We start from the raw sequence: 22,906 nt of genomic DNA, 5'->3' as shown, positions 1-22,906 counted from the left end.
GGACCGCCCCGCGCGGCCGGGTCCGGGTCAGTACAGGATCGCGTCGGGCCCCAGGATGCTCTTGATCTCGCCGGAGAACTCCGGACCGACCCGCACCGGGTAGTCGTCGACGGCGAAGATCCGCGACCGCAGCGGGTTGTCCACCTTGATCCGCACGGGGGTGTCGCCCCGGTGGCTGCGCAGCGCCTGCTTGAGGTCGCCGACCAGCTCCTTGGTGATGCGCTTCTCCGGGATGGTGAGCAGGACCGGCGGCTCGCCCTCGGAGACGTGCGAGATGTCCAGGATGGACATCTCCGAGACGAACATCGAGTAGGTGCCGTCGCGGTCGTTGACGCGGCCCTTGACGGTCACCGCGGTGTCCTCGACGAGGGCGTCCACGTACAGCGGGTAGGTCTTGGGGAAGAACAGCACCTCGATCGCGGCGTCGAGGTCCTCGACGGTGGCGATCGCCCACTGGTTGCCGGCCTTGTTCACCCGCTTCTCGACCTTGGAGATCAGCCCGGCGACGCGCACCTCGTCGTTGCCCCGGCGCTCGCCGTTGACGACCTCCAGGATCGCCACGTCGCGCGAGCGCGCGAGGATGCGCTCGGCGCCGGCCAGCGGGTGGCTGGACACGTACAGGCCCAGCATCTCCCGCTCGAACGCGAGCTTGGTCTTGCGGTCCCACTCCTCCTCGCGCCAGTTGATGTCCAGCCCGATGGGCGCGGACCCCCCGTCGGCGTCGTCGCCCCCGCCGAACAGGTCGAACTGGCCGTTGGCCTCCTGCTTCTTGGCCCCGATCATGGCGTCCACCGCCGTCTCGTGGTGGCGGTAGAGGTCCAGGCGCGGCTGGCCCAGGGAGTCGAACCCGCCCGCCTTGATCAGGGACTCGATGACGCGCTTGTTGCAGGCGGTGACCTCGATCTTCGACAGGAAGTCCACGAACGAGGAGAACTTGCCCTTCTCCTCGCGGGTCTTGACCACCGAGGCCACGACGTTGGCGCCCACGTTGCGGACCGCGCCCATCCCGAAGCGCACGTCCGTGCCGACCGCTGTGAAGCGCAGGCCCGACTCGTTGACGTCGGGCGGCATCACCTTGATGCCCATCTTGCGGCACTCGGCCAGGTAGACGGCCATCTTGTCCTTGTCGTCGCCCACCGAGGTGAGCAGCGCGGCCATGTAGGACGCCGGGTGGTTGGCCTTGAGGTAGGCGGTCCAGTAGGAGACGACGCCGTAGGCCGCGGAGTGCGACTTGTTGAAGGCGTAGCCGGAGAACGGGAGCATGACGTCCCACAGGGCCTGCATGGCCTCCTCGGAGAAGCCCTTCTCCAGCATCCCGGCGCGGAAGGTGACGTACTCCTTCTCCAGCGCCTCCTTCTTCTTCTTGCCCATCGCGCGGCGCATCAGGTCCGCGCCGCCCAGGGTGTACCCGGCGAGCTGCTGGGCGATCGCCATGATCTGCTCCTGGTACACGAGCAGGTGGTAGGTCTCGCCGAGGATCGGGTCCAGAGCGTCCTTGAGCTCCGGGTGGATCGGCGTGATCTCCTGGCGGCCGTTCGAGCGGTCGGCGTAGTCGTTGTGGGCGTTGGCGGCCATCGGACCGGGCCGGTACAGGGCGCTGACCGCGGAGATGTCGCTGAAGTACTTGGGCTGCATGCGCTTGAGCAGGTTGCGCATGGGGCCGCCGTCGAACTGGAAGACGCCCAGGGTGTCGCCGCGGCTCAGGAGCTCGTAGGTGGCCTTGTCGTCCAGGGGCAGGCTGGGGAGGTCGAGGTCGATGCCCTCGTTGGCCTTCACGTTCTGGACGGCGTCGTCCATGATCGTGAGGTTGCGCAGGCCGAGGAAGTCCATCTTCAGCAGGCCCATGTCCTCGCACTGAGGGTAGGGGAAGCCGGTGATGATGGCGCCGTCGGCGTCGCGCTTGTGGATGGGGATGACGTCCAGCAGCGGCTCCGCGGACAGGATGACCCCGGCCGCGTGCACGCCGGTGCCGCGGGTCAGCCCCTCGATACCGCTGGCGGTCTCGTAGATCTTGCGGACGTCGGGCTCGGACTCGATCATCTGGCGCAGCTCGCCGGCCTCGTGGTGCCGGGGGTCGCCCTCGTCGTAGACCGCCGAGAGCGAGATCTCCTTGCCCATCACGGCGGGCGGGAACGCCTTGGTGATCTTGTCGCCCAGCGCGTAGGGGAAGCCGAGGATGCGGTTGGCGTCCTTGATGGCCGCCTTCGCCTTGATGGTGCCGAAGGTGAGGATCTGGGCCACGCGCTCGTCGCCGTAGCGCTCGGTGACGTAGCGGATCATGTCGCCGCGCTTGCGCTCGTCGAAGTCCAGGTCGACGTCGGGCATGGTGACGCGCTCGGGGTTGAGGAACCGCTCGAACAGCAGGCCGTACGGGATGGGGTTCAGGTCCGTGATGCCCAGGATGTAGGCGATCATCGACCCCGCGGCGGAACCGCGGCCCGGGCCCAGCGCGATCCTGGACTTGCGCGCGTACTGGCAGATGTCGGCGACGACGAGGAAGTAGGCGGGGAAGCCCATCTCCTCGATGACGCTCAGCTCGTACTCGATCCGGTCCCGGGTCTCCTGGTCGGCGCCGTCGGGGAACCGGTTGGGCAGGCAGCGCTCGACCTCCTTGCGCAGCCAGCTCGACTGGCTCTCCCCCTCGGGCACGGGGAAGCGCGGCATCAGGTCGCGGTGCTTGAAGACCTCGTCGTAGGCGCCGTCCTCGACCTGCTCGGCGACCCACAGGGTGTTCCGGCAGCCCTCGGCCCACTCCTCGAAGGAGTTGATGCCGCGCATCTCCTCGGCGCTCTTGAGGAAGTAGCCCGAGCCGTTGAACCGGAAGCGCGTGGGGTCGTCGAGGTTCTTGCCCACGCCCACCGCCAGCAGCGCGTCGTGCGCGGCCGCCTGGTCCTCGGTGACGTAGTGGGAGTCGTTGGTGACGACGGGCCGGATGCCCAGCTCCCTGCCGAGCTTGAGCAGCCCGTTGCGGACGTCGCGCTCGATGCCGAGGTCGTGGTCCATCAGCTCCATGAGCACGTTCTCGCGCCCGAAGATGTCCTGGAGCGTCGAGGCGTACTCCATGGCCTCGCGCTCCTGGCCCAGGCGCAGCCGGGTCTGCACCCCGCCCGACGGGCAGCCCGTGGTGACGGTGACGCCCTCGCTGTACTTGGACATCAGCTCCAGGTCCATGCGGGGCTTGGTGTAGTAGCCCTCGATGGAGGCCATCGACGACATCCGGAACAGGTTGCGCAGCCCCTGGGCGTTGCGCGCCGTCATGGTCAGGTGCAGGAACCGGCCGCCGCCGGAGACGTCCTTGCCGCCCTCCGCCGAGGTGTCGCCGCCGTCCTTGCCCCGCCCCCAGAACACCCGCTGCTTGTGGAACCGCGACTCCGGGGCGACGTACGCCTCGATGCCGATGATCGGCTTGACCCCCGAGCCCTTGGACTGGCTCCAGAACTCGTAGGCTCCGAACATGTTCCCGTGGTCGGTCATCGCCACGGCGGGCATCCCCAGCCTGGCGGCCTCCGCGAACAGCGGCTTGAGTTTGGCGGCGCCGTCCAGCATCGAGTACTCGGTGTGGACATGCAGGTGGACGAAGGAATCTGTCGTCACGACGCGACTACCCCAAACGCGGCTCGATGGACGGATGGCGAGTCATGAGCCTACGACTTTCCCAACGCTACCGCGCACCGGAGACAGCCGTCCGGCGAGCGCGCGGACCACGCGCTGACGGAGGGTGGGGCGGCCTCCCGTTCTCCTCGGTGATCTTGACGTTTCCGGGGTCTCAACCGCGTCCGAGACCCCGGAAACGTCAAGATCACCGAGGGAAGCGGGTGTCAGGCCGTGTTGTCGATCTCCTCGATGACTTTTCCGCCCAGTTCGGACTCGATCAGGAGGGAACCGGTGAAGGCGGCCTCGTCGAGGTCGTTCTCGACGGCGTCCTCCGGGCCGGGGGGCGCGTCGTCGGCGGGTTCGGGAGCGGGCGGCGGCGTGGCGCTCCGAGGAGGCTGGGGGGCCGGTTCGGGGCGTCGGCGCGCCGGGGCGTCGTCCCAGCCGTCGTCGGGCGGCGGGGGCTGGGTGTCCCACCCCTCGTTGCGCGGCGGTGCCGGGGGCGGCGGAGGCGAGTCGACGATCGCGGGTTCGGGGGGCTGGGGCTGCGGGGCGGCCTGGCGCTGGACGCGGGACGGGGCCGACGGCGGGGCTCCGCCGCCCGCCAGCGCGACGACGCGCATCTCCACGCGCAGCACGTCCTGGATCGCGCCCGCGACCACCTTGTCGCTGCCGCTGTTGGAGAAGCCCTTGGCGTCGTTGGGTTTGGCGAACCCGAGCTGGGCGGTGTTGCCGTCCACCCCGATCACCTGCACGTCGTTGCCCGTGAGGATCATCCAGGCGAACCTCCGGCGGCGCTTGACCGCCTCCAGGATCTGCGGCCAGGCGCCGCGCAGGGCGCTGGCGTCGGGCAGGCCGCCCGACGGGCGGGACACGGCGGGCGGCGCCTGCTCGGGGGCCGGCGCGGGAGCGGGCGCGGGAGCGGGAGGCGGCGTGCCCCAGTCGTCGGCGGGGGCGCGGCGCGGTTCCGGGCGGGCGGGGGGCGTCGGCGCGGCGGGTTCGGGGGAGTGCCGGGGAACCGGCGGGGCGGCGGGAGCGGGCGGGGGCGCGACCGGGGCGGGGGGCGCGTGGTGCGCCGGGGCGGCCGGTGCCGCCGGGACGCCGGAGGCGACGCGGCGCTCCAGCTGCTCCAGCCGGGCGGCCACGGCGGTCCCGTCCTCGGCTCCGGCAGCGCCGGGCAGCAGGATCCGGGCGCACAGCAGTTCCAGCAGCAGGCGCGGGGAGGTGGCGCCGCGCATCTCGGTCAGGCCGGTGTTGAGGATCTCGGTGGCGCGGGTCAGCTCCGCGGGGCCGAGCCGGACGGACTGCTCGCGCATCTGCTCGACCGCGTCGGGCGGGACGTTGATCAGGCCCTTGTCCAGGGCGTCGGGCACCGCGGCCAGGACCACGAGGTCGCGGGCGCGCTCCAGCAGGTCGGCGGCGAACCGGCGGGGATCGTGCCCGCCCTCGACCATGCGGTCGATCAGGCCGAACACGGCCGCCCCGTCGCGCGCGCCGAACGCGTCGATCATCTCGCCCAGCAGGCCGGAGTCGGTGTAGCCGAGGAGCTGGACCGCGCCCTCGCGGGTGATGCCGTTCTCGTCCGACCCCGCGAGCAGCTGGTCGAGGATGGAGAGCGAGTCGCGCGCGGACCCCGCGCCGGCCCGGACCACGAGGGGCAGCGCCGCCGGGTCGAAGGGGACGCCCTCGTCGCCGAGGATCTGCTCCATGAGCTCGCGGAGCGTGCTCGGCGGGATCAGCCGGAAGGGGTAGTGGTGGGTGCGCGACCGGATCGTCCCGATGACCTTCTCGGGCTCGGTGGTGGCGAAGACGAACTTCAGGTGCGGCGGCGGCTCCTCGACGAGCTTCAGCAGCGCGTTGAAACCCTCGCGGGTCACCATGTGCGCCTCGTCGATGATGTAGACCTTGTAGCGCGAGTTCACGGGCGCGAAGAAGGCGCGCTCGCGCAGGTCGCGGGCGTCGTCCACGCCGCCGTGCGAGGCGGCGTCGATCTCGATGACGTCGATGCTGCCGCCGCCGTCGGGCGCCAGCGCCACGCAGGAGTCGCACGCCCCGCACGGGTCGGGGGTGGGGCCCTGCTCGCAGTTGAGGGAGCGGGCCAGGATGCGCGCGCTGGAGGTCTTGCCGCAGCCGCGCGGACCGCTGAACAGGTAGGCGTGGTTGATCCGGCCGTTGCGCAGCGCCTGGCGCAGCGGCTCGGTGACGTGCTCCTGCCCACGGACCTCGGCGAAGGTCGCGGGGCGGTACTTGCGATACAGGGCGATGCTCACGGCGTGCTCACTGCTCCCTCCGCGAACCGGCACTGTGCGGTTGTCGGACCCCGGCCGGGCCCACGCCACCCATTCAACCCTGCGCCGGTGACAGCTGGGGGCGGCTTCGCCCGGATCGCCCGCTGGGAGGGGCGAGGACGCGGGGACCGGGGGTGTCCCGAGACACGAAAAGACCCCCCGCGCACCCGCCAGAGCTTACTTATCCTTGCTGCCTTCCGGCCCTGGGGAGGTTCATAAGGTGACGCCGCACGAGGGGCTGCCCCCAGCATATAGGGATCACGGGAGTGCCGCGAACCGGACCGCCCCTGACACGCCCCCGCTCATCCGTTCGGAGCACCGGCGCGGCCCGTGTAGAGTTGTCTGCGGAGGATTCGCCTAGAGGCCTATGGCGCACGCTTGGAAAGCGTGTTGGGTGCAAGCCCTCACGAGTTCGAATCTCGTATCCTCCGCCAGTGCCTCACCGGGCACGAAGTCGAAGGGCCCCACCGCGAGCGGTGGGGCCCTTCGACGTTCGTAGTCTTAGTTTTAGTCTCAGTTGGTCGGCCGCACCGGGATTCCTCGGCGGGCGTCCGGCCAGCTTCGCTCTGCGACATCGTTCCCGCCGTCCGAAGGCAGCTTCAGGAGCAGTGCGTCGCAGCGGCGGTCGCTCATCGCACTTGGGCAGGGAACGAGGCACTTTTCTTCGCGCCGCCGTAGAACACCGTACGGATCCACCGCATTGGGGCAGAGTAACCCGGTTCCACGCATCCGGGAGCTGAACACTCACTCCCCTGCGGATAACTCACGCAGCTGAAATTGTCCCTAGCAGGGGCGAGATGTGGCCGCTCCCCTGTTCTTCGACACCGCCCTCCGCACCCTTCCCGCTGTCCCCGAGGAGGCCGTGGAGCACGGTGAGGTCTTCACGCGACGCTGGGTGGTCGACTTGACCCTCGACCTCGTGGGCTACACGGCGGACAAGGCGCTCTGTGACGTGAAACTCATTGAGCCGGCCTGTGGCTCAGGAGCATTCCTAGGAGTTGTCGCGCAACGCATCAGCGCGTCCTGCCGCAAGCAGAACCGTCCTATCGGTGACGCGCTCGGGGCCGTTCGCGCTCTCGGTCTACTGGAGCGCAACGTCCAAGCCAGCCGTGAGGTCGTTGAGTGGCAGCTGGTCGACGAGGGATGGCAACCAGAGGAAGCCCGGGATGTGGCGGCAGCCTGGGTTGAGCAGGGCGATTATGGGGGTTCCGGCGCGGGGGTGATTCGGGGCTCTGCCGGGGCGGGGTCCCCTCAGGGCCTGTTACGACGAGCGGCGACGGCGGGCGGGGCCGGAGGCCCGCGCATAACCGCCGGATGTCCGTGACGCGGCGGTTCGAGGGCCGGTCCCGCCCTCCCGGAACGATCATGGGCTTTCCGCCCTTCCAAGCCCCGAAACGGGCAGAAAGCCCAAGACCGTCAGCGGAACCCCCACGCAACGGACGTCGTGGGCGCGGCCTCGACCCTCACCCGCCGTCGCCGCCCGCCGTCACCTCGCGGTTCGCGGACGTGAGGCCGAACGACTCACCCAAAGCACCAGCACGCCAAACACCCCCGCGCCGGAAACCCCATATCTGCTCCAGCCCGAGTCGGCCCACGGAGCGGACTACGTGGTCGGGAACCCACCCGACATCCGCCTCGAAGACATCCCCGATGACCGGATGGCCGTCTACCGCCATGCATGCCCCACCATGGGCGGTCGGGCGGACATCTATGTCGGCTTCTACGAGTCGCCCTCCGGAGCCTCAGCGCAGGCGGACAGTTGGGCTTCATCTGTGCGGACCGTTGGATGCGTAATCAATACGGTCGCCGACTTCGCCAGCTGGTGACCAAGAGCTTCAGCATGGACCTGGTTCTGGTCATGCACGACGTCGACGCCTTCGATGACCAGGTTTCCGCCTACCCTGCGATCACGCTCATCTCCAACCGCCCTCAAGGCGCTGCAGTGGCAGCCGATACCACGCGGGCGTTCGGTGCTCCCGAAGCAATCGACTTCGCAACCTGGTACGCCGCTTGCTATGTCACGTCCTCAGCCGAGGATCCTAAGCCCGTCGAACTGGTGAACAGCCTCGACTGGCGGCACTTCTCGGCTGCCATAAATGCTCGCCTCACGTATCTGAAGGAGCTCGGGCTTCCCAGCTGAATGTGACGAACAGCGCCCCGACCAACTTGGTCGAGGCCCCGTATTCGGTTCCCTTCACAGGAACGACGGCCCCTGCCTCTGACCGTCGCCGTACGTGTCGGGGGTGCGCACGGTCCACAGCCTGTGCGCACGCCTCCACGTAGACCGACGAGACGGCGTCCTTGTCTGTGCCACGCACCTGGGCCTCGACCTCCTGGCCTGGGCGACGCGAAGTGTGCTAACGCACCGAGAGGTCCGTGTACAGGCCGGACTCGAATTCCCAGGCCCACGTTGACCATTGGGCAGGACTTCCGACGTTGAGCCGTTCGCCTCCCGCCAGGAACACGGCATGGGCATGGTGCACCAACCGGCGGTCGGGGATCTCGTGGCGGATGAGCTGGATGCCAGCACCCGCCTCGTAATCCCACTGCTCCCTCGCTATCTCCCCGACCTGAGCCACCCGACCGGGCCGGTCCTCGCCACCGTCCTCGCCGACGCCGAAGTCGGCGGCCACGCCCCCCAGCTCCTCAAGGAAGCCGCCGCCCGCCGAGAGCTCGGCACCGCCCACAGGCCCGCCCGCGCCCAATCTCCGTGCCGAGGCAGCCCGCCTACGAAGCACTACCGCATCAGTCTTCGGCACCCCTTCCCCCAACGACCTGCCGCCGGTGCCTGCCGCTACTCCCACGAGTCGGCCGATCCGCGCACACCGCTGATCCGGAACAGTCGCCAACAGGCCGCGGTCAAGCGGCGGCCGCCATCAGACGTGGTCCAAGGCGAGCCTCTGCATGATGGCGGCCACCTCCTGCGGGCCGAGTGCTGCCAATACCCCAAGCGAACTGAGACTCCAATCGGAGGACCAGGTGCCGGTTGTCGGCGGCCGAAACGGCGTGATAGCGATGTCCTCGGCGGCGAACGATGCCGGATGGAGGTACGTCATGCCGCCGGTTCCGCAGAGATAGGCGCGGGCACCGGTGATGGCGGAGAGATCGGCGAGCCACTGGGAGCGGCCCGGCCGGGAGGGCAGATCGCTGCTGGTGAGGATCTTGCCCTGCCAGCCGAGCAGGCCGAGCAGAGCACGCGTGGAGGTTTCGGCGACCGTGGCGGTCCTGCCCGTACCGAAGGCATCCAGTACTGGGGCCAGGGCCTGTGCGAGTGCGGGCCAGTAAGGGCTCGCACCGTAGTACTGCCGCAGCATCCCCGCAGTTTTGCGGCAGGCCCGGTCGAGATTGTCGATCAACGTGTCCCGGATGAGCGTCGGACGTCCGTGGGGGAGGCGGGTAGGGACGGTGATCCACTGCCGACGGTCCGGTTCGTCGAGGTCGCCGAGGTGGGCTCGGTGATGGTAGTCGTGGCGGGTGAACTGCACGTCGTCCAGGACGACCCAGTAGCCCGCCGCGAACAGCTTGGTCAGCGTCGTCAGTCTCGGCAACAGATTGGGCTGGCGGATGGCACACAGCCCGCCCGACTTCGGCAGGTCAGGAAGCAATGAGACGGCTGGTGAAGCCATCACGGATGAGGGATTCGTACGCTGCATGCACGTCCTCCGGGACCTCCTGCTCGATGGCGAATCCGAGCTTCGGATACTCGATGACCCGCTGGAGATCGCCGACGAGCATGTCCAGGACGAGCTTCTCGTCGCCGATGGACTTCACGTAGTCGTCGAGCTCCAACGGCTCCGACGCGCAGAGAATCTCGACGTCGGGCCAGAGCTTGCGGGCGGTCGCGAACGACCGCCGTTCCATATAGGGCTTGGAGACCAGCAGCACCGTCGTCGGGTGGATATCGGCGGCGGCGAGGACCTGACGGGAGAGAGTGATGTTCTGCCCCGTGTTGCCGGCGTCCGGTTCCAGCAGGATCGCCTCCGCGGGTACGCCGAGGTCGATGGCGTGCTCGCGGAAGTGGACGGCCTCGCCTCGTGGGAAGACCTTGGCGGTGGTGGGGCTGTTGCCGCCGGTGAAGACCAGGGTCGGGAAGAGTCCGGCGCGGTACAGCTCGGCGGAGTGCGTGGCGACGCCGAGGTCATGGCTGCCCAGGCCGATTGCCACGTCGACGGGCCGCAACCGGTGGTGCATCTGGTGGTAGTCCCAGATGAACGCGGCCCGGTGCCACTGGTCCTCGGTGATGGCCTGCTGGTTGTCGCTCACGTGTCTCTCCCTGGTCACCGTCGCCGGGGGGCGGTCGACCCCTCGTTCATGGCCTTGATGCCCTCGATACTGCGCAGTTGGTGGACGAGTCCGTACTGCGCGGCCGTGCGCGTGGCCTGATCGAGGACGAGGAGCCCATCATCCCGGGTCGCCGTGTCGGAGAGCAGGATGTGGCCATGGGCGGTGTCCAGCCGTACGCGTTGCATCGGTGAGTCGGTGGCTCCGCGGCGGATTCAACTGGTCGTCGCAACACCTCGATCACGAAGGTGTGCGATGGAACGCAAGAAGAAGCCGATACCCCAGGTGCCTGCGGGAGCACGACGGCAATGGGCAGCAGATCGGGCACTACGGCCACCGATGCGTTCACCCGGTCGCCCGGAGCCCTCTCGTACGGTGCAGCGGGACTTCTGGCGGCGTATCGCGTCAGGCGTGACCACGGTAGAGGCCGCGCAGGCCGTTGGTGTGTCATGGCCGGTCGGGGTCCGCTGGTTCCGCCACGCTGGCGGCATGCCGCCGATCAGCCTGGACGAGCCCACCGGCCGCTACCTGTCCTTCTCCGAGCGTGAGGAGATCGCGCTGCTGCGTGCCCAAGGGTGCGGAGTGCGAGAGATCGCCCGCAGGATCGGACGCGATCCGGAAACGATCTCGCGTGAGCCGCGCCGTAACGCAGCGACCAGGGGCGGCAAGTCCGAATACCGGGCCTTGGTAGCGCAGTGGAAGGCGCAGCAGACCGGCAAGCGCCCCAAGACGGCCAAGCTCATGGACAACGATCGGTTACGCGAGTACGTGCGGGAACGGCTCGCCGGGAGCGTCCGCCGACCTGACGGCACGACCGTCGTCGGCCCCCACACACCAACGTGGAAGGGGCTGAACAAGCCGCGTCGACAGGACAGGCGATGGTCTTTGGCGTGGAGCCCGCAGCAGATCTCCCAACGGCTCAAGCTCGATTTCCCTGATGATGAGTCCACGCGTATCAGCCACGAGGCGATCTACCAGTCCCTGTTCATCGAGGGGCGCGCCACGCTCAAGCGTGAGTTGGTCGCGTGTTTGCGCACCGGGCGGGCGCTGCGGGTTCCCAGAGAGCGGGCACACAACAAGCCGCAAGGACATGTCACCGCCGATGTCGTCCTCTCGCAGCGGCCCGCCGAAGCTGCCGATCGCGCGGTCCCGGGGCATTGGGAAGGGGATCTGATCATCGGGACGGGCCGGTCCGCGATCGGCACGCTGGTGGAGCGCAGCAGCCGATCCACGCTGCTGGTGCACCTGCCCCGGTTGGAGGGTTGGGGCGAGAAACCGACGGTGAAGAACGGTCCCTCGCTTGGTGGCTACGGTGCCGTGGCGATGAACGCGGCGCTGACGGTGTCGATGGCGAAACTACCCGGGCAGCTACGAAAGACCCTGGCCTGGGATCGCGGGAAGGAGTTGTCCGCGCATGCCCAGTTCACGTTCGAGACCGGGACGAAGGTGTTCTTCGCTGATCCGCGTTCGCCTTGGCAACGACCGACGAACGAGAACACGAACGGGCTGCTGCGCCAGTACTTCCCGAAGGGCACTGATCTGTCTCGGTGGTCGTTTGAGGACCTCGAAGCCGTTGCTCTGGCGGTGAACAATCGGCCCCGTAAGGTCCTGGGCTGGCGGACTCCGGCCGAGGTTTTCGCCGAGCAGCTACGCTCGCTTCAACAGCCCGGTGTTGCAACGACTGGTTGAACTCGCCCAGTACCAGAACGCGTCCTGGCGGCGTCTGCTCGCGGGGGCCGGGTGCGTCCAGTCGATGTCGCGCAAGGGCAACTGCCTGGACAACGCGGTGATCGAGAGCTTCTTCGGCCACTTGAAGGAAGAGTTCTACACCCACGCCGAGTTCGACAACATCGAGGCGTTCACCAGGCGGCTGGACGAGTACACCACCTGGTTCAACAACGAACGGGTGCATACCTACCTTGAGGACCTGAGCCCGGTGCAGTACCGAACCCAGGCCCTGACGGCCTAACCTTCAATGAGCCGGTCCAACTATCGGGGACCAGTTCACACGTGTGGTGGGCCGTGCCGTTACTCCGGCGCGGTCGGCCGCCATTCGCGGTCGAGGACGGCGTGCACGACCGAGTCGCGCCACTTGCCGGCCTTCAGGATGTGTTCACGGATGGTGCCCTCTTCGACCATGCCCGCGGCCGTCATGGTCTTCGCCGATGCCTCGTTGAGCGGGGAACGCGCTCCCCAGACGCGGTGCAGGCCCAGGTCGTCGAAGCCGAGGCCGAGCAGGAGGCGCACGGTCTCAAGCCCGTAGCCGACGCCCCAGGCGTCGGGGCGCAACGCGAAGCCGAAGGTGGCCGCGCGCTGCTGGTGCGGGTCCATGGCGATCCGCCCGAACCCGACCAGTCGCCCGGTGTCCCGCTCGATGGCGGCGAGGGCGTACTCGGCGCGGGGTTCTTCAGTGGCCGACGCGATGGACCGGGCCACGATCTGGGCGACCTGGTCGCGGGTGCGCGGCTCGAACGACAGGTGCTCGGTGGCCTCGGGGCTGCCGTAGACGGCGAGCACCTCGTCGACGTCTTCCATGGTGAGTTCGCGGAGGCCGATGCGTGGACCGGAACGCGTGACCGGGTACATGCCAGGGACCTTACCCGCGGGGCAGGGCGGGAGCGGTGAGGCGGACCATCCTCGGAGTTTGACCGGTCGCTCCCCAGCGCACATCTTCAAGGTCGGCTTGCAAGGGCCGAAGCGCCGTCGCACTGCGCACCATCTCATCGGCACTCGACCCCGAGGCATCCGATGAGGCATGGGGCTGGCTCTACCAAGGCCGCATCGCGACACGGCATACCCTCCTGCGCAGTGAGCCCTGCACCGTCGCCGTCACCCACGACAGCAACCGCATCACATGGACCATCCAACTCGTGATCTTCCTGCCGCTCGCGCACCGCCAAGGTACAACCCCGAACAGCCGCAGCAACACCGGACGGCAGTACAGGTTCGGCCTCGTGACCAATCCAGTTGCTCGGATGCGGCTGGTCGGTGGTGGCCACGAGCATCATGCCCGGGGTGTCCGCATGCTCGACCGCGAACGTGCACGGCGACCAGGCCAAGCCTTGGAAGTACGTCGGCCTCCCACGCAGCCGCCAGCGGTAGGCCGTACCGTCGACAACGATCCGTCGTGATCCCTTGCGGACCAGAGCCATGACACCCCCTTCAACAGCGACGATGCGAGGCGAGCCCGGCCCATCCGTCCGTCTCAGTCTCCGTCTCATTCAGTGCCGTTCACGGCCGTTCAGACGGGACCGAAGCCGGTGGCCGCTCTCACGACCGGACGCCCATGAACGCAGGTGACCGGCCCCGTCCGAGGCGCCTGCGTCCACGATGTCCGTTCCTCCCGGTGATCTTGACCTTTTCGGGGTCTCAACCGTCTCTGAGACCCCGAAAAGGTCAAGATCACCGGGAGGAACGGACACCTTCCCGCAGCCCGGGGACCCGCCCGCCGTCGGCGCTCAACGGTCGCCTGCAATCGGGGGGCGAGTGCCGCCGTACCACCGTCGGGCGGCAGCGTTGCGCCGAAGCGGCGGTAGCAAGCCAACCGTGCCTCGGCCGCGTGATGCTCGCGCTCGAAAACGTCCTCCAGCGGGGGCTCTCCCGCAACCCAGAGAACCTCCTTGTATCCCTCACCCACCATGCCGTCGTCGCTGTGCACCACCAGAGCGGTCAGCGGCGGGTCACCACGACGGTGCGCTTCACGGACGACCACGCCAAGCACGGCGCCGATCCAGTTGCGGAGTAGAGCCGAAGTGCGGATACCGGAGGTCTTCTGGACCTTTTCTGCGAGCTCCTTGTAGGTGATGACCGCGTGATAGGTGCGTGCGACGTCAACGAGCAGCGAGTACGCCTCTTCAGCCCAGATGTCGCGGGCGTCCGCTGTCTTCATGGGAGAGCCGTCGGACTCCCGCCAGTGACCACGCTTCACCATGCTGCCCATCCCCCCAAGAGAATCTCGGCCGATCAGGCACGCGGCACCGTGTCCAGTAGCCCACCCCCAAGCCCGGTGCTTCGTACTCATCCTGCCCCCCATGCCGCACGGGGCTCAACCTCCACCATCAGGCTCGTTCAGGACGGGGAGGCCACCCGGGCCCCCTTTAGCGGACTGCGGACTACGTGTGGACCCACCCCGAGACGGACTATGTGTGATGCCGTGACCTACTACATCGTCTGGGAGCCAGGAGGCATCCAAAGCTAGGCGCTCCGTCAGCGCTCTCGGATGACGTGCGACCGCGTACGCCGTCGGCTCCGGGAGGCCCCATGCATGCTGCCGCGCTCACCAGCCCAACGGGCCCCGCCGCGGCCGGACGGGTCGTCCGCGGGCTCCCGACCGGATCACCGGCCGGGTCCCCGTCGTAGGCGGCCGGTAGCTTCAGGCGGGCCGATTCCGGTTCCCGACCCCAGGAAGTGCCGAATGCCCGTTTCTGTCGTGCGTGGATCCGTCGTTCCCCTCGCTCTCCTGCTCGCCACCGCCGGATGCTCCGGCGAGGTGCCCGGGAACCTGGGGCAGCCCCCGATCGAGGAGGTCGACGACCTGCGGGTGCTGTGCGAGGACATCGGCGAGGGGTACTCCGGCGCGGCCGGGTACTCCGGTGGCGGACCGCATCCGCCCGCGATGTTCTTCGAGGCCGCCGCCGCCGACACCGACACCTCCCCGGGACCGCGCCTGCTCGAGGCGCGGGAGGACGCGGCTCCGGACGCGACCCCCATCCAGGGCTGGTTTCCGGCCGGTCTCGACGAGGTCGAGCTCCTGGTCTGCGCCACGGGCCACGGCAAGGGCGAGGAGCTCCACGACTGCGAGTACGACAGCGGGTCCGGAAGGGGCGGTGAGTACCTGATCCCGATGCACAGTCAGGACTTCTCCGTCACCGTGTACGAGCTCGCCACGGGCCGGACGGTCCACGAGAGCGACTTCACGGTGACGAACGGGCATTTCATCGGATCGGGCCTCACCACGGACTGCCCGTCGTGGTTGCAGTACGAGGAGGTCCCCTCGGAGCTCTACGCGCAGCCCAGCGCCGAGGAGATCCACGCGGAGATCGGCCACGTCGTGGAGGGCGACGCCCTCTGACGGCCGGGGCCGCCGCGGCGCGCGGTCCGTCCGCGCCGCTCCCGCGCTCAGCGGTCCCGGCCGCCGGCCGAGGCGAGGCCCAGCCAGGTGTGCGGGTTGCCCTGCCAGCACCAGCCCAGTTTCGGGGCGCCCTTGCTGATCCACAGGGCGGGGACCCGCCGGTCCCCGCCCCCCATGCGGGTGCCGCCGAGCGAGAAGCACTTGTTCCTGGCCAGTGCCTCCGGGTACTGGGTGACGAACGCGACGCCCTCCTCCATGGTGAGCGGGGTGCGGCCGCGCTCCGCGACCGAGGCGAGCGCGTCCAGGGGGACGACCCCGCAGAACTCCTCGCCCCGGTCGACGTCGAACACGACGTACGCCTTCTCCTCGGGGACCGCCAGCTCCCGGAGGGAGACGAACCGCTCCAGCTCGCCCGGCGCGTAGAAGCGCTCGATGACCCCGGGCGCGCTCTTCCCGGCGAGCGCGGTCAGCGGCACCGACTCCTCGAGGGGTACGAGCGCCCTGGTGGCGACCAGCAGGAACGGCACCCGCCCCTCCGAGGGCGGCGCCATCGCGGCGGCCCGGGCGAGTACGGGCCCGCGCAGCGGCGCGAGCAGCGCGCGGAACGCCGCCTCCGTCATCCCGGCGAGGCCCGGGTAGCCCTTGTCGACCAGCGTCCGAACCTGGCGGTCGAACTCGGTACCGGCGTCGAACTCGGTCATGGGCGGCCTTCCTGGGCGTAGGCGGGAGAGAGAGGGACTGCGGGCGGCCGTCAGTACGAGCGCCTGCGCGGGGCGTTGCCCGGCCGGAAGCGGTCCCCGCGCGGAGCGGCGGACGACGGGACGTGTCCGGAGCGCCCGGTTCCACGGCCCCGCGGGGTGAACGGCGGGACGTGGGCGGGAGGAGCGGCCTGCCGGCCCGGCGCGGTCTTCTCGCGGTCGAGGGCGGCGGCGATGTCGATCGTGAGCGAGGGTTCCAATCTCTGCCTTTCCGGGGACGACTCAAGGGAAACTTGCTACGGACGTAAACTTACCCTCAAGATAATCAGTTCGTCAAGTAGAAATTTATGACGAGTGTAAGATTTTCCCATGGGTAACGAAACGACGGGACTCCGCGAGTCCAAGAAGCAGGAGACCCGACAGCTCATCTCCGACCACGCGACCAGGCTCTTCATCGAGAACGGCTTCGAGACGACGACGATCGCCGAGATCGCCGCGGCCGCCCGGGTCTCCAAGAAGACGGTCACCAACTACTTCGCCCGCAAGGAGGACCTGGCCTTCGACCACCAGGAGGAGTTCGTCGCGGGCCTCTCCCGGACCGTCTCGGGCCGGGCCGAGGGGGAGTCGGCGCTCACGGCGCTGCGCCGCGGGTTCCTCGACGGGGTGGAGCGGCGCGACCCGGTGATCGGGTTCTCCGGGGAGGTGTTCGCCCGGATGATCGCGGACAGCCCCACGCTGCTGGCCCGCCTGCGCGACCTGCACGACCAGCGCGAGGCCGCGCTCGCCGGGCTCCTCGCCGCCGAGACCGGCGCCGCCCCCGACGACATCACCCCCCGGGCGGCGGCGGCCCAGCTGGGCGGCGCCCACCGGATCCTGTTCCAGCGGATCCTGGAGCTGACCCTCGACGGCCGGGACAACGAGCGGATCGCCGACGCGGTGGCCGCCTCGGCCCGGCGCGTCTTCGCGCTGCTGGAGGGGTCGCTCGCCGACTACGCCGTGAAGTGACGCGCCGCCGGACGCGGCCCGCGCCATCCGGAACGGATTTTCCGGTGCGGGGGTGTCCGGGGCTCTGTCGGGTCGGGGTTCGCTCGGGGTCTTTCGCGGCGGGCGGCGACGGCGGGCGGGGCCGGACGCCCGCGCGTCCCCGCCGGGCGCCCGTGACGCGGCGGTCCGAGGGCCGGTCCCGCTCTGCCCCCGAATGATCACGGGCTTTCCGCCCTTCCCGGCCTCGAAACGGGCGGAAAGCCCACGACCGACAACGAAACCCCACACAGCGGACACTATGGGCGCGGCCCCGACCCGCGCCCGCCGTCGCCGCCCGCCGTGACCCCGCGATCCGCACGACATGAGGCCGAAAGGCCCCCGAAGCACCCGTGCGCGAACCACCCCCGCGTCGGAGACTCCCGAAACCGCGCCCCGACAAGCGGTGGCGACCGCGTTCGGAGAAAGGCGCATTGCTAGCGTGCGGCCAGACACAGAAGAACAACCAGGAGAACATGACCATGTCCAACCCATCCCGCGAGCAATGGGGCAGCCGCTCGGGCTTCCTGTTCGCCGCGATCGGATCGGCGATCGGCCTCGGCAACATCTGGCGCTTTCCCGCCGTCGCCTACGAGAACGGCGGCGGCGCCTTCCTGCTGCCGTACCTGATCGCGCTGCTCACGGCGGGCATCCCGTTGCTCGTCCTCGAGTACTCCATCGGCCACAAGTTCCGGAAGTCGCCCCCGGCGGCCTTCCGCGGGCTGGCGAAGCCCGCCCAGGCGATCGGCTGGTGGCAGGTCGCGATCTGCTTCGTGATCGCCGCCTACTACGCCGTCATCATCGCGTGGGCGCTGCGGTACATCGGCTTCTCCCTCGGCGAGCAGTGGGGGGACGACGCCGACGCCTTCTTCTTCGGCGACTTCCTCCAGGCCGCCGAGGCGCCCGGGACGGTCTCCTCCTACGTCGGCGGGGTGCTCTGGCCCCTGATCGCGGTCTGGGTGGTCGTCCTCGCCATCCTGGCGCTCGGCATCCGCAACGGCGTCGAGAAGGCGAACAAGCTCTTCATCCCCCTGCTGGTGGTCTTCTTCGTCGTCCTCGTCGGCCGCGCGCTCACCCTGGACGGCGCGTGGACCGGTCTGGACGCGCTGTTCACGCCCGACTGGTCGGTGCTGGGCAACGGCGGCGTGTGGGTCGCCGCGTACGGGCAGATCTTCTTCTCGCTGTCGATCGGCTTCGGCATCATGATCACGTACGCCTCGTACCTGCGGCAGCGCTCCGACCTCACCGGTTCGGCGCTGGTCGCGGGCTTCGCCAACAGCTCGTTCGAGCTCCTCGCGGGCATCGGCGTGTTCGCCACGCTCGGCTTCATGGCCACGGCTCAGGGCGTCGCGGTCAACGAGGTCACCGCCGCCGGGATCGGTCTGGCGTTCGTGGCGTTCCCCACGGTCATCTCCGAGATGCCGCTGGGCGGCCTGTTCGGCGTGCTGTTCTTCGCGTCGCTGGTGGTCGCGGGCCTGACCTCGCTGATCAGCATCGTGCAGGTCGTGGTCTCGGCGGTGCGGGACCGCACCGGCATCGGGCGGCTCCCGGCGGTCCTCGGCGTCGGCGGCGCGATCGCCCTGGTCTCGGTCCTGGTGTTCCCGACCGACGGGGGCGTCTACCTGCTGGACACGGCCGACCACTTCATCAACCAGTACGGCATCGTGCTCGCCGGGCTCGTGGTGGTGGTCGTCGTCGGCTGGGTGCTGCGCCGGCTTCCCTCGCTCCAGAGGCACGCCAACGAGACCTCCGCCGTGCCGCTCGGCCGCTGGTGGCTGGTCTGCCTCGGCGCGGTCACCCCGCTGGTGCTGGGCTGGATGATGGTCGACAGCCTGCGCGCGGAGTTCGCGCAGAACTACGAGGACTACCCGACCGGGTTCCTGCTCTGGGCCGGCTGGGGCGTCGCCGGGGCCGCGCTGCTCGTCGGCGTGCTCGTCTCGCTGGTTCCCTGGCGCGGCGGCCCCGGGCCCGCCTCGGCGGGGTCGGACACGGGAGCGGTCACACGGGAAGAAGGGAAGAACTGATGTCGACAAGCGCGGTCGTCATGATGATCGTGTCCATCGTGATCGTCTGGGGCGGCCTGGTCGCCGCCATCGTCCAGCTGCGCCGCCATCCGGAGCGCCCCGAAGACGAAACCCCGGCGGGACCGGGGGTCTGAGCGGCGTCTCCGGAGGCGGGGAGACACTGGGGGCGACCGATTAACGGAATGGGCCGGAACCGCGCGGACGCCCGGTTCCGGCCCGCCCCTCCCGATCAGGAGACGCCGCATGCCGATCGCAGCCTTCGGCGACCACGCCCCCGGGTCGTCACACACGGTACGCGACAGGGAGCCGACGGCCATGCCGCTGCCCGGCCTGCTGTCGCGGTTGCAACTCTTCAGGGGGCTCACCCCCGACCAGCTCCGAGCCGTCGCCGCGGGCTGCCGGTTCGTGGCGCTGGACCGGGGTGAGATCGTCTTCCACCAGGGAGACCCGGTCCGCGGGTTCTTCTTCGTGCTGCGGGGACAGGTCCAGATCACGGTCTCGACCCCCGACGGCGCCCGCAAGGTGATGGAGATCATCCGGGAGGGGGAGGGCTTCGGCGAGGCCGTGGTCTTCGAGGGGATCGACTACCCGGTCACCGCGACCGCGCTGGCCCGCACGGAACTGCTGGCCGTGTCCAGCGCGGCGGTGCTCGGCCTGCTCGACCGGGACCCGGGGTTCGCCCGCCGGATGCTGGCGAACATGGCGGGCCGCCTCCGCGGCCTGGTGCAGGACGTGAAGTCCTACTCGCTGCGTTCGAGCGCGCAACGGGTCGTGGGGCTGCTGCTGAGCGAGGCCGAGGCGTACGGGACGCCCCGGGGGGAGGTGCGGCTGCCCGCGCGCAAGCAGGTGCTCGCCTCCCGGCTCAACCTGGCGCCGGAGACGTTCTCGCGCGTCCTGCACGACCTCTCCGCCGACGGTCTCATCAGCGTGGACGGGCACCGGATCACCCTGCACGACGTCCCCCGGCTGGCCGCCCGGCTGGAGTAGCGGGGACGCCGGTGGGATCCCGCTCACAGTCGGCCGCCGATTGACGCGGGTCAAGGAAACAGGGCGGGGCACCGGTCTACGTTCGCCCCGCGGCTCCGACCACCTCCGGAGCCGACGGAGACGACGAGTCCGTGAAAGGACCACGTATGTTCTGCTTCCAGTGCGAGCAGACCGACAGGACCGGCGCCGTTCCCGGCTGCGGGGGCCCCGTCGGCAACTGCGGCAAGGACGCCCCGACCTCGGACCTGCAGGACCTGCTGGTCCACGCGGTGAAGGGCATCGCCCAGTACGCGGCCAGGGCCCGGGCGCTGGCCGCCCCCGACGACGACGCGGCGGGCTTCATCCTCTTCTCGGTGTTCAACACGCTCACCAACGTCAACTTCAGCCAGACCCGGTTCGTCGGCCTCCTGCGGGAGGCCGCGGCGGTCCGCGACCGGGTCAGGGACGCGTACGGCGAGGCGGCGCGCGCCCGCGGGCTGACGCCCGAGGAGCCGGACGGCCCCGCCGCGTGGCAGCCCGCGCCGGACACGGACGGACTGCTGCGCCAGGCGGCCGACGTCCGCGTCGACGCCGGTCTCGCCCTCGTCGGCCCCGACGTCGTCGGACTGCGCTCGCTGCACCTGTACACCCTCAAGGGGATCTGCGCGTACGCCCACCACGCGCACGTGCTCGGCCGCCACAGCGCCGAGGTCTTCGGCGGCGTCGAATCGGCGCTCGCCTACCTGGCCACCGAACCCGTCGACGTCGAAGAGCTGCTGGAACGGGCGCTCGACCTGGGCCGCCTCAACTTCGCGGTCATGGAGCTGCTCGACGCCGCCAACACCGGGACCTACGGCGCCCAGCAGCCCGCCGCCGTGCGCACCACGCCGGTCGAGGGCAAGGCGATCCTGGTCAGCGGGCACGACATGCGGGACCTGGGCGACCTGCTGGAGCAGACCAAGGACGCCGGCGTCAACGTCTACACCCACGGGGAGATGCTCCCCGCGCACGGGTACCCGCTGCTCAGGAGGTACCCGCACCTGGTCGGCAACTACGGCGGGGCGTGGCAGGACCAGCAGCAGGAGTTCGCCCGGTTCCCCGGGCCGATCCTGATGACGTCGAACTGCATCATCGAGCCGCACGCCTCCTACCGGCGGCGGATCTTCACCACGGGCCCCGTCGGGTGGCCCGGTGTGCGGCACGTCGCGAACGGCGACTTCGCCCCCGTGGTCCGGGCAGCGCGGGCGCTGCCCGGATACCGGGAGACCGAGCCGGAGGAGACCATCATGGTGGGCTTCGGGCGCGACGCGGTGCTCTCCCTCTCGGACCGGGTGACCGACGCCGTCAAGCGGGGCTCGATCCGGCACTTCTTCCTGATCAGCGGCTGCGACGGCCCCACCCCGGGCCGCAGCTACTACACGGAGTTCGCGCTCGGGGCGCCCCCGGACTCGGTCATCCTCACCCTCGGCTGCGCCAAGTACCGCTTCAACCGGCACGACTTCGGGGAGATCGACGGGATCCCCCGGCTGCTCGACGTCGGGCAGTGCAACGACGCCTACTCCGCCATCAGGATCGCCATGGCGCTGGCCGAGGCGTTCGACTGCGGGATCAACGACCTGCCGCTGACCCTGGTGATCTCCTGGACAGAGCAGAAGGCGGTCGCGGTGCTCCTCACGCTGCTGGCGCTCGGTTTCCGGGGCATCCACCTCGGTCCCACGCTGCCGGTCTACCTCACGCCGGACCTGGTCCGGGAGTTCGTGGACCGGTTCGGGCTGCGGACGATCAACGACCCGGTCGCCGACGTGGCCGCGGCGCTGCGCGAGGTGCGGTCGTGACCGTGACGCCCCCGGCCGGGCCGGAGTCGCCCCCGGTGCCGCCGGGCGCCGAAGGCGACTCCGGCGGGCGTCACCCCGTCACGCTGTCGACCACCGACGGGGAGGCGCTGGAGTTCTGCTGCGGTTCCGGGCAGAGCGTGCTGGAGGCCGCGGCGGAGGCCGGGGTCACCCTTCCGGCCTCCTGCCGGCAGGGCACGTGCGGGTCCTGCCACGCCACCGCCACGAGCGGGGAGTACCGGCTGGGCGCGCACAGCCCGCAGGCGCTGCCGCCCGACGAGCGGCGCGACCGCGGGGGCGTGCTGCTGTGCCGCACGTTCCCCCGCGGCCCCCTGACGGCGACGCTTCCCTACGACGGCTCGCGCGTCCTGCGCGGCGCGATCCCGGTCCGCGAGGGCGTGATCACCGCGCTGGAGGAGGTCGCCGAGGAGACCGTCCGGCTGGAGGTACGGCTCGAACCCGATCCGGAGGAGGGACCCGGCTGCCAGTTCGAACCCGGCCAGTTCGTGGAGCTGCAACCGCCGGGGGAGGAGGACGTCAAGCGGGCGTACTCGCTGGCCAACACCGGCAACTGGGACGGCCTGATGGAGTTCTTCATCAGGCTGCGGCCCGGCGGCCGGTTCTCCGGCCACCTCCGGGAGCGGGCCCGCCCCGGCGATCCGCTCGTCGTCCGGGGTCCCCAGGGCGCCTTCGGGCTGAGCGAGACCGGGCTCCGGCCGCGCTGGCTCGTCGCCGGGGGGACCGGCCTCGCGCCCATGCTGGCGATGGCGCGGCACATGGTCGAGTGGCAGGAGCCGCACCCGGTGCGGCTGGTCCTCGGCGTCAACGGGGAAGCGGACGTCTTCGGCCTGCCCGAGCTGCGGGCCCTGGCCGCGGAGGCCGCCCCGGTCTCCGGAGTCCCCGGGCTCCCCGGTTTCGAGTACGACGTCTGCGTGTGGCGCCCCGGAGCGGGGTGGCGGGGGCCGGTCGGGACCCCGGCCGACCTGGTGCGGGCGGGCCTGGAGACCGAGGCCGCGCGGCCGGACGTCTACGTGTGCGGGCCGCCGCCGCTGATCGACTCGGTGGTGGAGGCGGCGGTCGAGGGCGGCGTGCCGGAGGGGAACGTCTTCCGGGAACGCTTCCTGCCGACGTGAGC

Annotated in this window: 19 protein-coding genes, 1 tRNA gene, 1 other RNA gene and 1 pseudogene; 11 read left to right on the top strand and 11 right to left on the bottom strand. The window is 70.0% G+C overall.

Annotation, left to right across the window (positions count from 1 at the left end):
* Positions 1–27: 27 nt before the first annotated feature.
* The 3 genes from dnaE to ffs all read right to left on the bottom strand — a co-directional run bounded on the left by dnaE (position 28) and on the right by ffs (position 6,122).
* Positions 28–3,594, bottom strand: coding sequence for a DNA polymerase III subunit alpha (dnaE, locus tag EV190_RS03950; RefSeq protein ID WP_133739972.1), 3,567 nt, complete (start codon positions 3,592–3,594; stop codon positions 28–30).
* 224 nt (positions 3,595–3,818) lie between these two features.
* Positions 3,819–5,861 carry a DNA polymerase III subunit gamma and tau gene (locus EV190_RS03945; protein WP_133739971.1) on the bottom strand — a complete coding sequence of 681 codons (2,043 nt, stop codon included), beginning with the start codon at positions 5,859–5,861 and terminating at the stop codon, positions 3,819–3,821.
* A gap of 165 nt (positions 5,862–6,026) precedes the next feature.
* An RNA gene (gene ffs, locus EV190_RS03940) (signal recognition particle sRNA small type) lies at positions 6,027–6,122 on the bottom strand.
* A gap of 103 nt (positions 6,123–6,225) precedes the next feature.
* Between ffs and EV190_RS03935 the strand changes: the two genes are divergently transcribed.
* Positions 6,226–6,313, top strand: a tRNA-Ser gene (locus EV190_RS03935).
* Positions 6,314–7,719: 1,406 nt separating this feature from the next.
* Positions 7,720–8,019, top strand: coding sequence for a hypothetical protein (locus EV190_RS23645; protein WP_208113010.1), 300 nt, complete (start codon positions 7,720–7,722; stop codon positions 8,017–8,019).
* A 217-nt stretch (positions 8,020–8,236) separates the two neighbouring features.
* On the opposite strand, the gene EV190_RS23265 is transcribed toward EV190_RS23645, so the two are convergent.
* From EV190_RS23265 to EV190_RS03905, 4 genes are all read right to left on the bottom strand, one after another.
* The gene (locus EV190_RS23265; RefSeq protein ID WP_166655341.1) at positions 8,237–8,512 is read right to left on the bottom strand and encodes a hypothetical protein; all 276 of its coding nucleotides are present in this window, start codon (positions 8,510–8,512) and stop codon (positions 8,237–8,239) included.
* A gap of 243 nt (positions 8,513–8,755) precedes the next feature.
* Entirely contained in the window at positions 8,756–9,484 is a 729-nt protein-coding gene (locus EV190_RS03915; protein WP_208113009.1) for a WbqC family protein, read from the bottom strand.
* Positions 9,474–10,142, bottom strand: coding sequence for a YdcF family protein (locus tag EV190_RS03910; RefSeq protein WP_133739969.1), 669 nt, complete (start codon positions 10,140–10,142; stop codon positions 9,474–9,476). Before EV190_RS03910 ends, EV190_RS03915 begins: the two co-directional genes overlap by 11 nt.
* 14 nt (positions 10,143–10,156) lie before the next feature.
* Positions 10,157–10,348 (bottom strand): hypothetical protein, encoded by a 192-nt coding sequence (locus tag EV190_RS03905; RefSeq protein ID WP_133739968.1) that lies wholly within the window; start codon positions 10,346–10,348, stop codon positions 10,157–10,159.
* 151 nt (positions 10,349–10,499) lie between these two features.
* On the opposite strand from EV190_RS03905, the gene EV190_RS03900 reads away from it, so the two are divergent.
* Entirely contained in the window at positions 10,500–11,849 is a 1,350-nt protein-coding gene (locus EV190_RS03900; RefSeq protein WP_449181592.1) for an IS30 family transposase, read from the top strand.
* A gap of 46 nt (positions 11,850–11,895) precedes the next feature.
* A pseudogene (locus EV190_RS03895) lies at positions 11,896–12,129 on the top strand (transposase); the annotation flags it as partial.
* Between the two features lie 59 nt (positions 12,130–12,188).
* On the opposite strand, the gene EV190_RS03890 reads toward EV190_RS03895, so the two are convergent.
* Both EV190_RS03890 and EV190_RS23640 read right to left on the bottom strand, forming a co-directional pair.
* A complete protein-coding gene (locus EV190_RS03890) occupies positions 12,189–12,746 on the bottom strand; it encodes a GNAT family N-acetyltransferase (RefSeq protein WP_133739966.1) in 558 nt (185 codons plus the stop codon).
* Between the two features lie 655 nt (positions 12,747–13,401).
* A complete protein-coding gene (locus EV190_RS23640) occupies positions 13,402–14,100 on the bottom strand; it encodes a hypothetical protein (protein WP_208113008.1) in 699 nt (232 codons plus the stop codon).
* A 474-nt stretch (positions 14,101–14,574) separates the two neighbouring features.
* Between EV190_RS23640 and EV190_RS03870 the strand changes: the two genes are divergently transcribed.
* Positions 14,575–15,231 (top strand): hypothetical protein, encoded by a 657-nt coding sequence (locus EV190_RS03870; RefSeq protein ID WP_133739965.1) that lies wholly within the window; start codon positions 14,575–14,577, stop codon positions 15,229–15,231.
* A gap of 47 nt (positions 15,232–15,278) precedes the next feature.
* Here the strand turns inward: EV190_RS03870 and EV190_RS03865 are convergent, their stop codons facing one another.
* On the bottom strand, positions 15,279–15,932 hold the full coding sequence (locus EV190_RS03865) for a DUF5701 family protein (protein WP_133739964.1): 654 nt from the start codon (positions 15,930–15,932) through the stop codon (positions 15,279–15,281).
* 50 nt (positions 15,933–15,982) lie between these two features.
* Positions 15,983–16,189, bottom strand: a complete 207-nt coding sequence (locus EV190_RS03860; RefSeq protein ID WP_133739963.1) for a hypothetical protein — start codon at positions 16,187–16,189, stop codon at positions 15,983–15,985.
* Positions 16,190–16,298: 109 nt separating this feature from the next.
* Between EV190_RS03860 and EV190_RS03855 the strand changes: the two genes are divergently transcribed.
* From EV190_RS03855 to EV190_RS03830, 6 genes are all read left to right on the top strand, one after another.
* The gene (locus EV190_RS03855; protein ID WP_133739962.1) at positions 16,299–16,934 is read left to right on the top strand and encodes a TetR/AcrR family transcriptional regulator; all 636 of its coding nucleotides are present in this window, start codon (positions 16,299–16,301) and stop codon (positions 16,932–16,934) included.
* Between the two features lie 497 nt (positions 16,935–17,431).
* Positions 17,432–18,973, top strand: a complete 1,542-nt coding sequence (locus EV190_RS03850; protein WP_133739961.1) for a sodium-dependent transporter — start codon at positions 17,432–17,434, stop codon at positions 18,971–18,973.
* Positions 18,973–19,107, top strand: a complete 135-nt coding sequence (locus EV190_RS03845) for a methionine/alanine import family NSS transporter small subunit (protein WP_133739960.1) — start codon at positions 18,973–18,975, stop codon at positions 19,105–19,107. The genes EV190_RS03850 and EV190_RS03845 overlap by 1 nt, the downstream gene beginning before the upstream one ends.
* 109 nt (positions 19,108–19,216) lie before the next feature.
* Positions 19,217–19,960, top strand: coding sequence for a Crp/Fnr family transcriptional regulator (locus EV190_RS03840; RefSeq protein WP_243742317.1), 744 nt, complete (start codon positions 19,217–19,219; stop codon positions 19,958–19,960).
* A gap of 146 nt (positions 19,961–20,106) precedes the next feature.
* A complete protein-coding gene (hcp, locus tag EV190_RS03835; RefSeq protein WP_133739959.1) occupies positions 20,107–21,774 on the top strand; it encodes a hydroxylamine reductase in 1,668 nt (555 codons plus the stop codon).
* Positions 21,771–22,904, top strand: a complete 1,134-nt coding sequence (locus tag EV190_RS03830) for a 2Fe-2S iron-sulfur cluster-binding protein (protein WP_243742316.1) — start codon at positions 21,771–21,773, stop codon at positions 22,902–22,904. The genes hcp and EV190_RS03830 overlap by 4 nt, the downstream gene beginning before the upstream one ends.
* The last annotated feature ends 2 nt before the right edge of the window (positions 22,905–22,906 follow it).

Source organism: Actinorugispora endophytica, from assembly GCF_004363075.1.
GTDB lineage: Bacteria > Actinomycetota > Actinomycetes > Streptosporangiales > Streptosporangiaceae > Actinorugispora > Actinorugispora endophytica.
Note: the sequence above shows the minus strand (reverse complement) of the source record. Positions and strands in the feature narration are given on the sequence as shown.

Excerpts from the sequence above, each read along its gene's own strand:
- hcp (WP_133739959.1), top strand. The coding sequence starts at position 20,107 with ATGTTCTGCTTCCAGTGCGAGCAGACCGACAGGACCGGCGCCGTTCCC.
- EV190_RS03905 (WP_133739968.1), bottom strand. The coding sequence starts at position 10,348 with ATGCAACGCGTACGGCTGGACACCGCCCATGGCCACATCCTGCTCTCC.
- EV190_RS03865 (WP_133739964.1), bottom strand. The coding sequence starts at position 15,932 with ATGACCGAGTTCGACGCCGGTACCGAGTTCGACCGCCAGGTTCGGACG.
- EV190_RS03900 (WP_449181592.1), top strand. The coding sequence starts at position 10,500 with ATGCGTTCACCCGGTCGCCCGGAGCCCTCTCGTACGGTGCAGCGGGAC.
- EV190_RS03845 (WP_133739960.1), top strand. The coding sequence starts at position 18,973 with ATGTCGACAAGCGCGGTCGTCATGATGATCGTGTCCATCGTGATCGTC.
- EV190_RS03840 (WP_243742317.1), top strand. The coding sequence starts at position 19,217 with ATGCCGATCGCAGCCTTCGGCGACCACGCCCCCGGGTCGTCACACACG.
- EV190_RS03870 (WP_133739965.1), top strand. The coding sequence starts at position 14,575 with ATGCCCGTTTCTGTCGTGCGTGGATCCGTCGTTCCCCTCGCTCTCCTG.
- EV190_RS03855 (WP_133739962.1), top strand. The coding sequence starts at position 16,299 with ATGGGTAACGAAACGACGGGACTCCGCGAGTCCAAGAAGCAGGAGACC.
- EV190_RS23645 (WP_208113010.1), top strand. The coding sequence starts at position 7,720 with ATGGACCTGGTTCTGGTCATGCACGACGTCGACGCCTTCGATGACCAG.
- EV190_RS03850 (WP_133739961.1), top strand. The coding sequence starts at position 17,432 with ATGTCCAACCCATCCCGCGAGCAATGGGGCAGCCGCTCGGGCTTCCTG.
- EV190_RS03890 (WP_133739966.1), bottom strand. The coding sequence starts at position 12,746 with ATGTACCCGGTCACGCGTTCCGGTCCACGCATCGGCCTCCGCGAACTC.
- EV190_RS23640 (WP_208113008.1), bottom strand. The coding sequence starts at position 14,100 with ATGGGCAGCATGGTGAAGCGTGGTCACTGGCGGGAGTCCGACGGCTCT.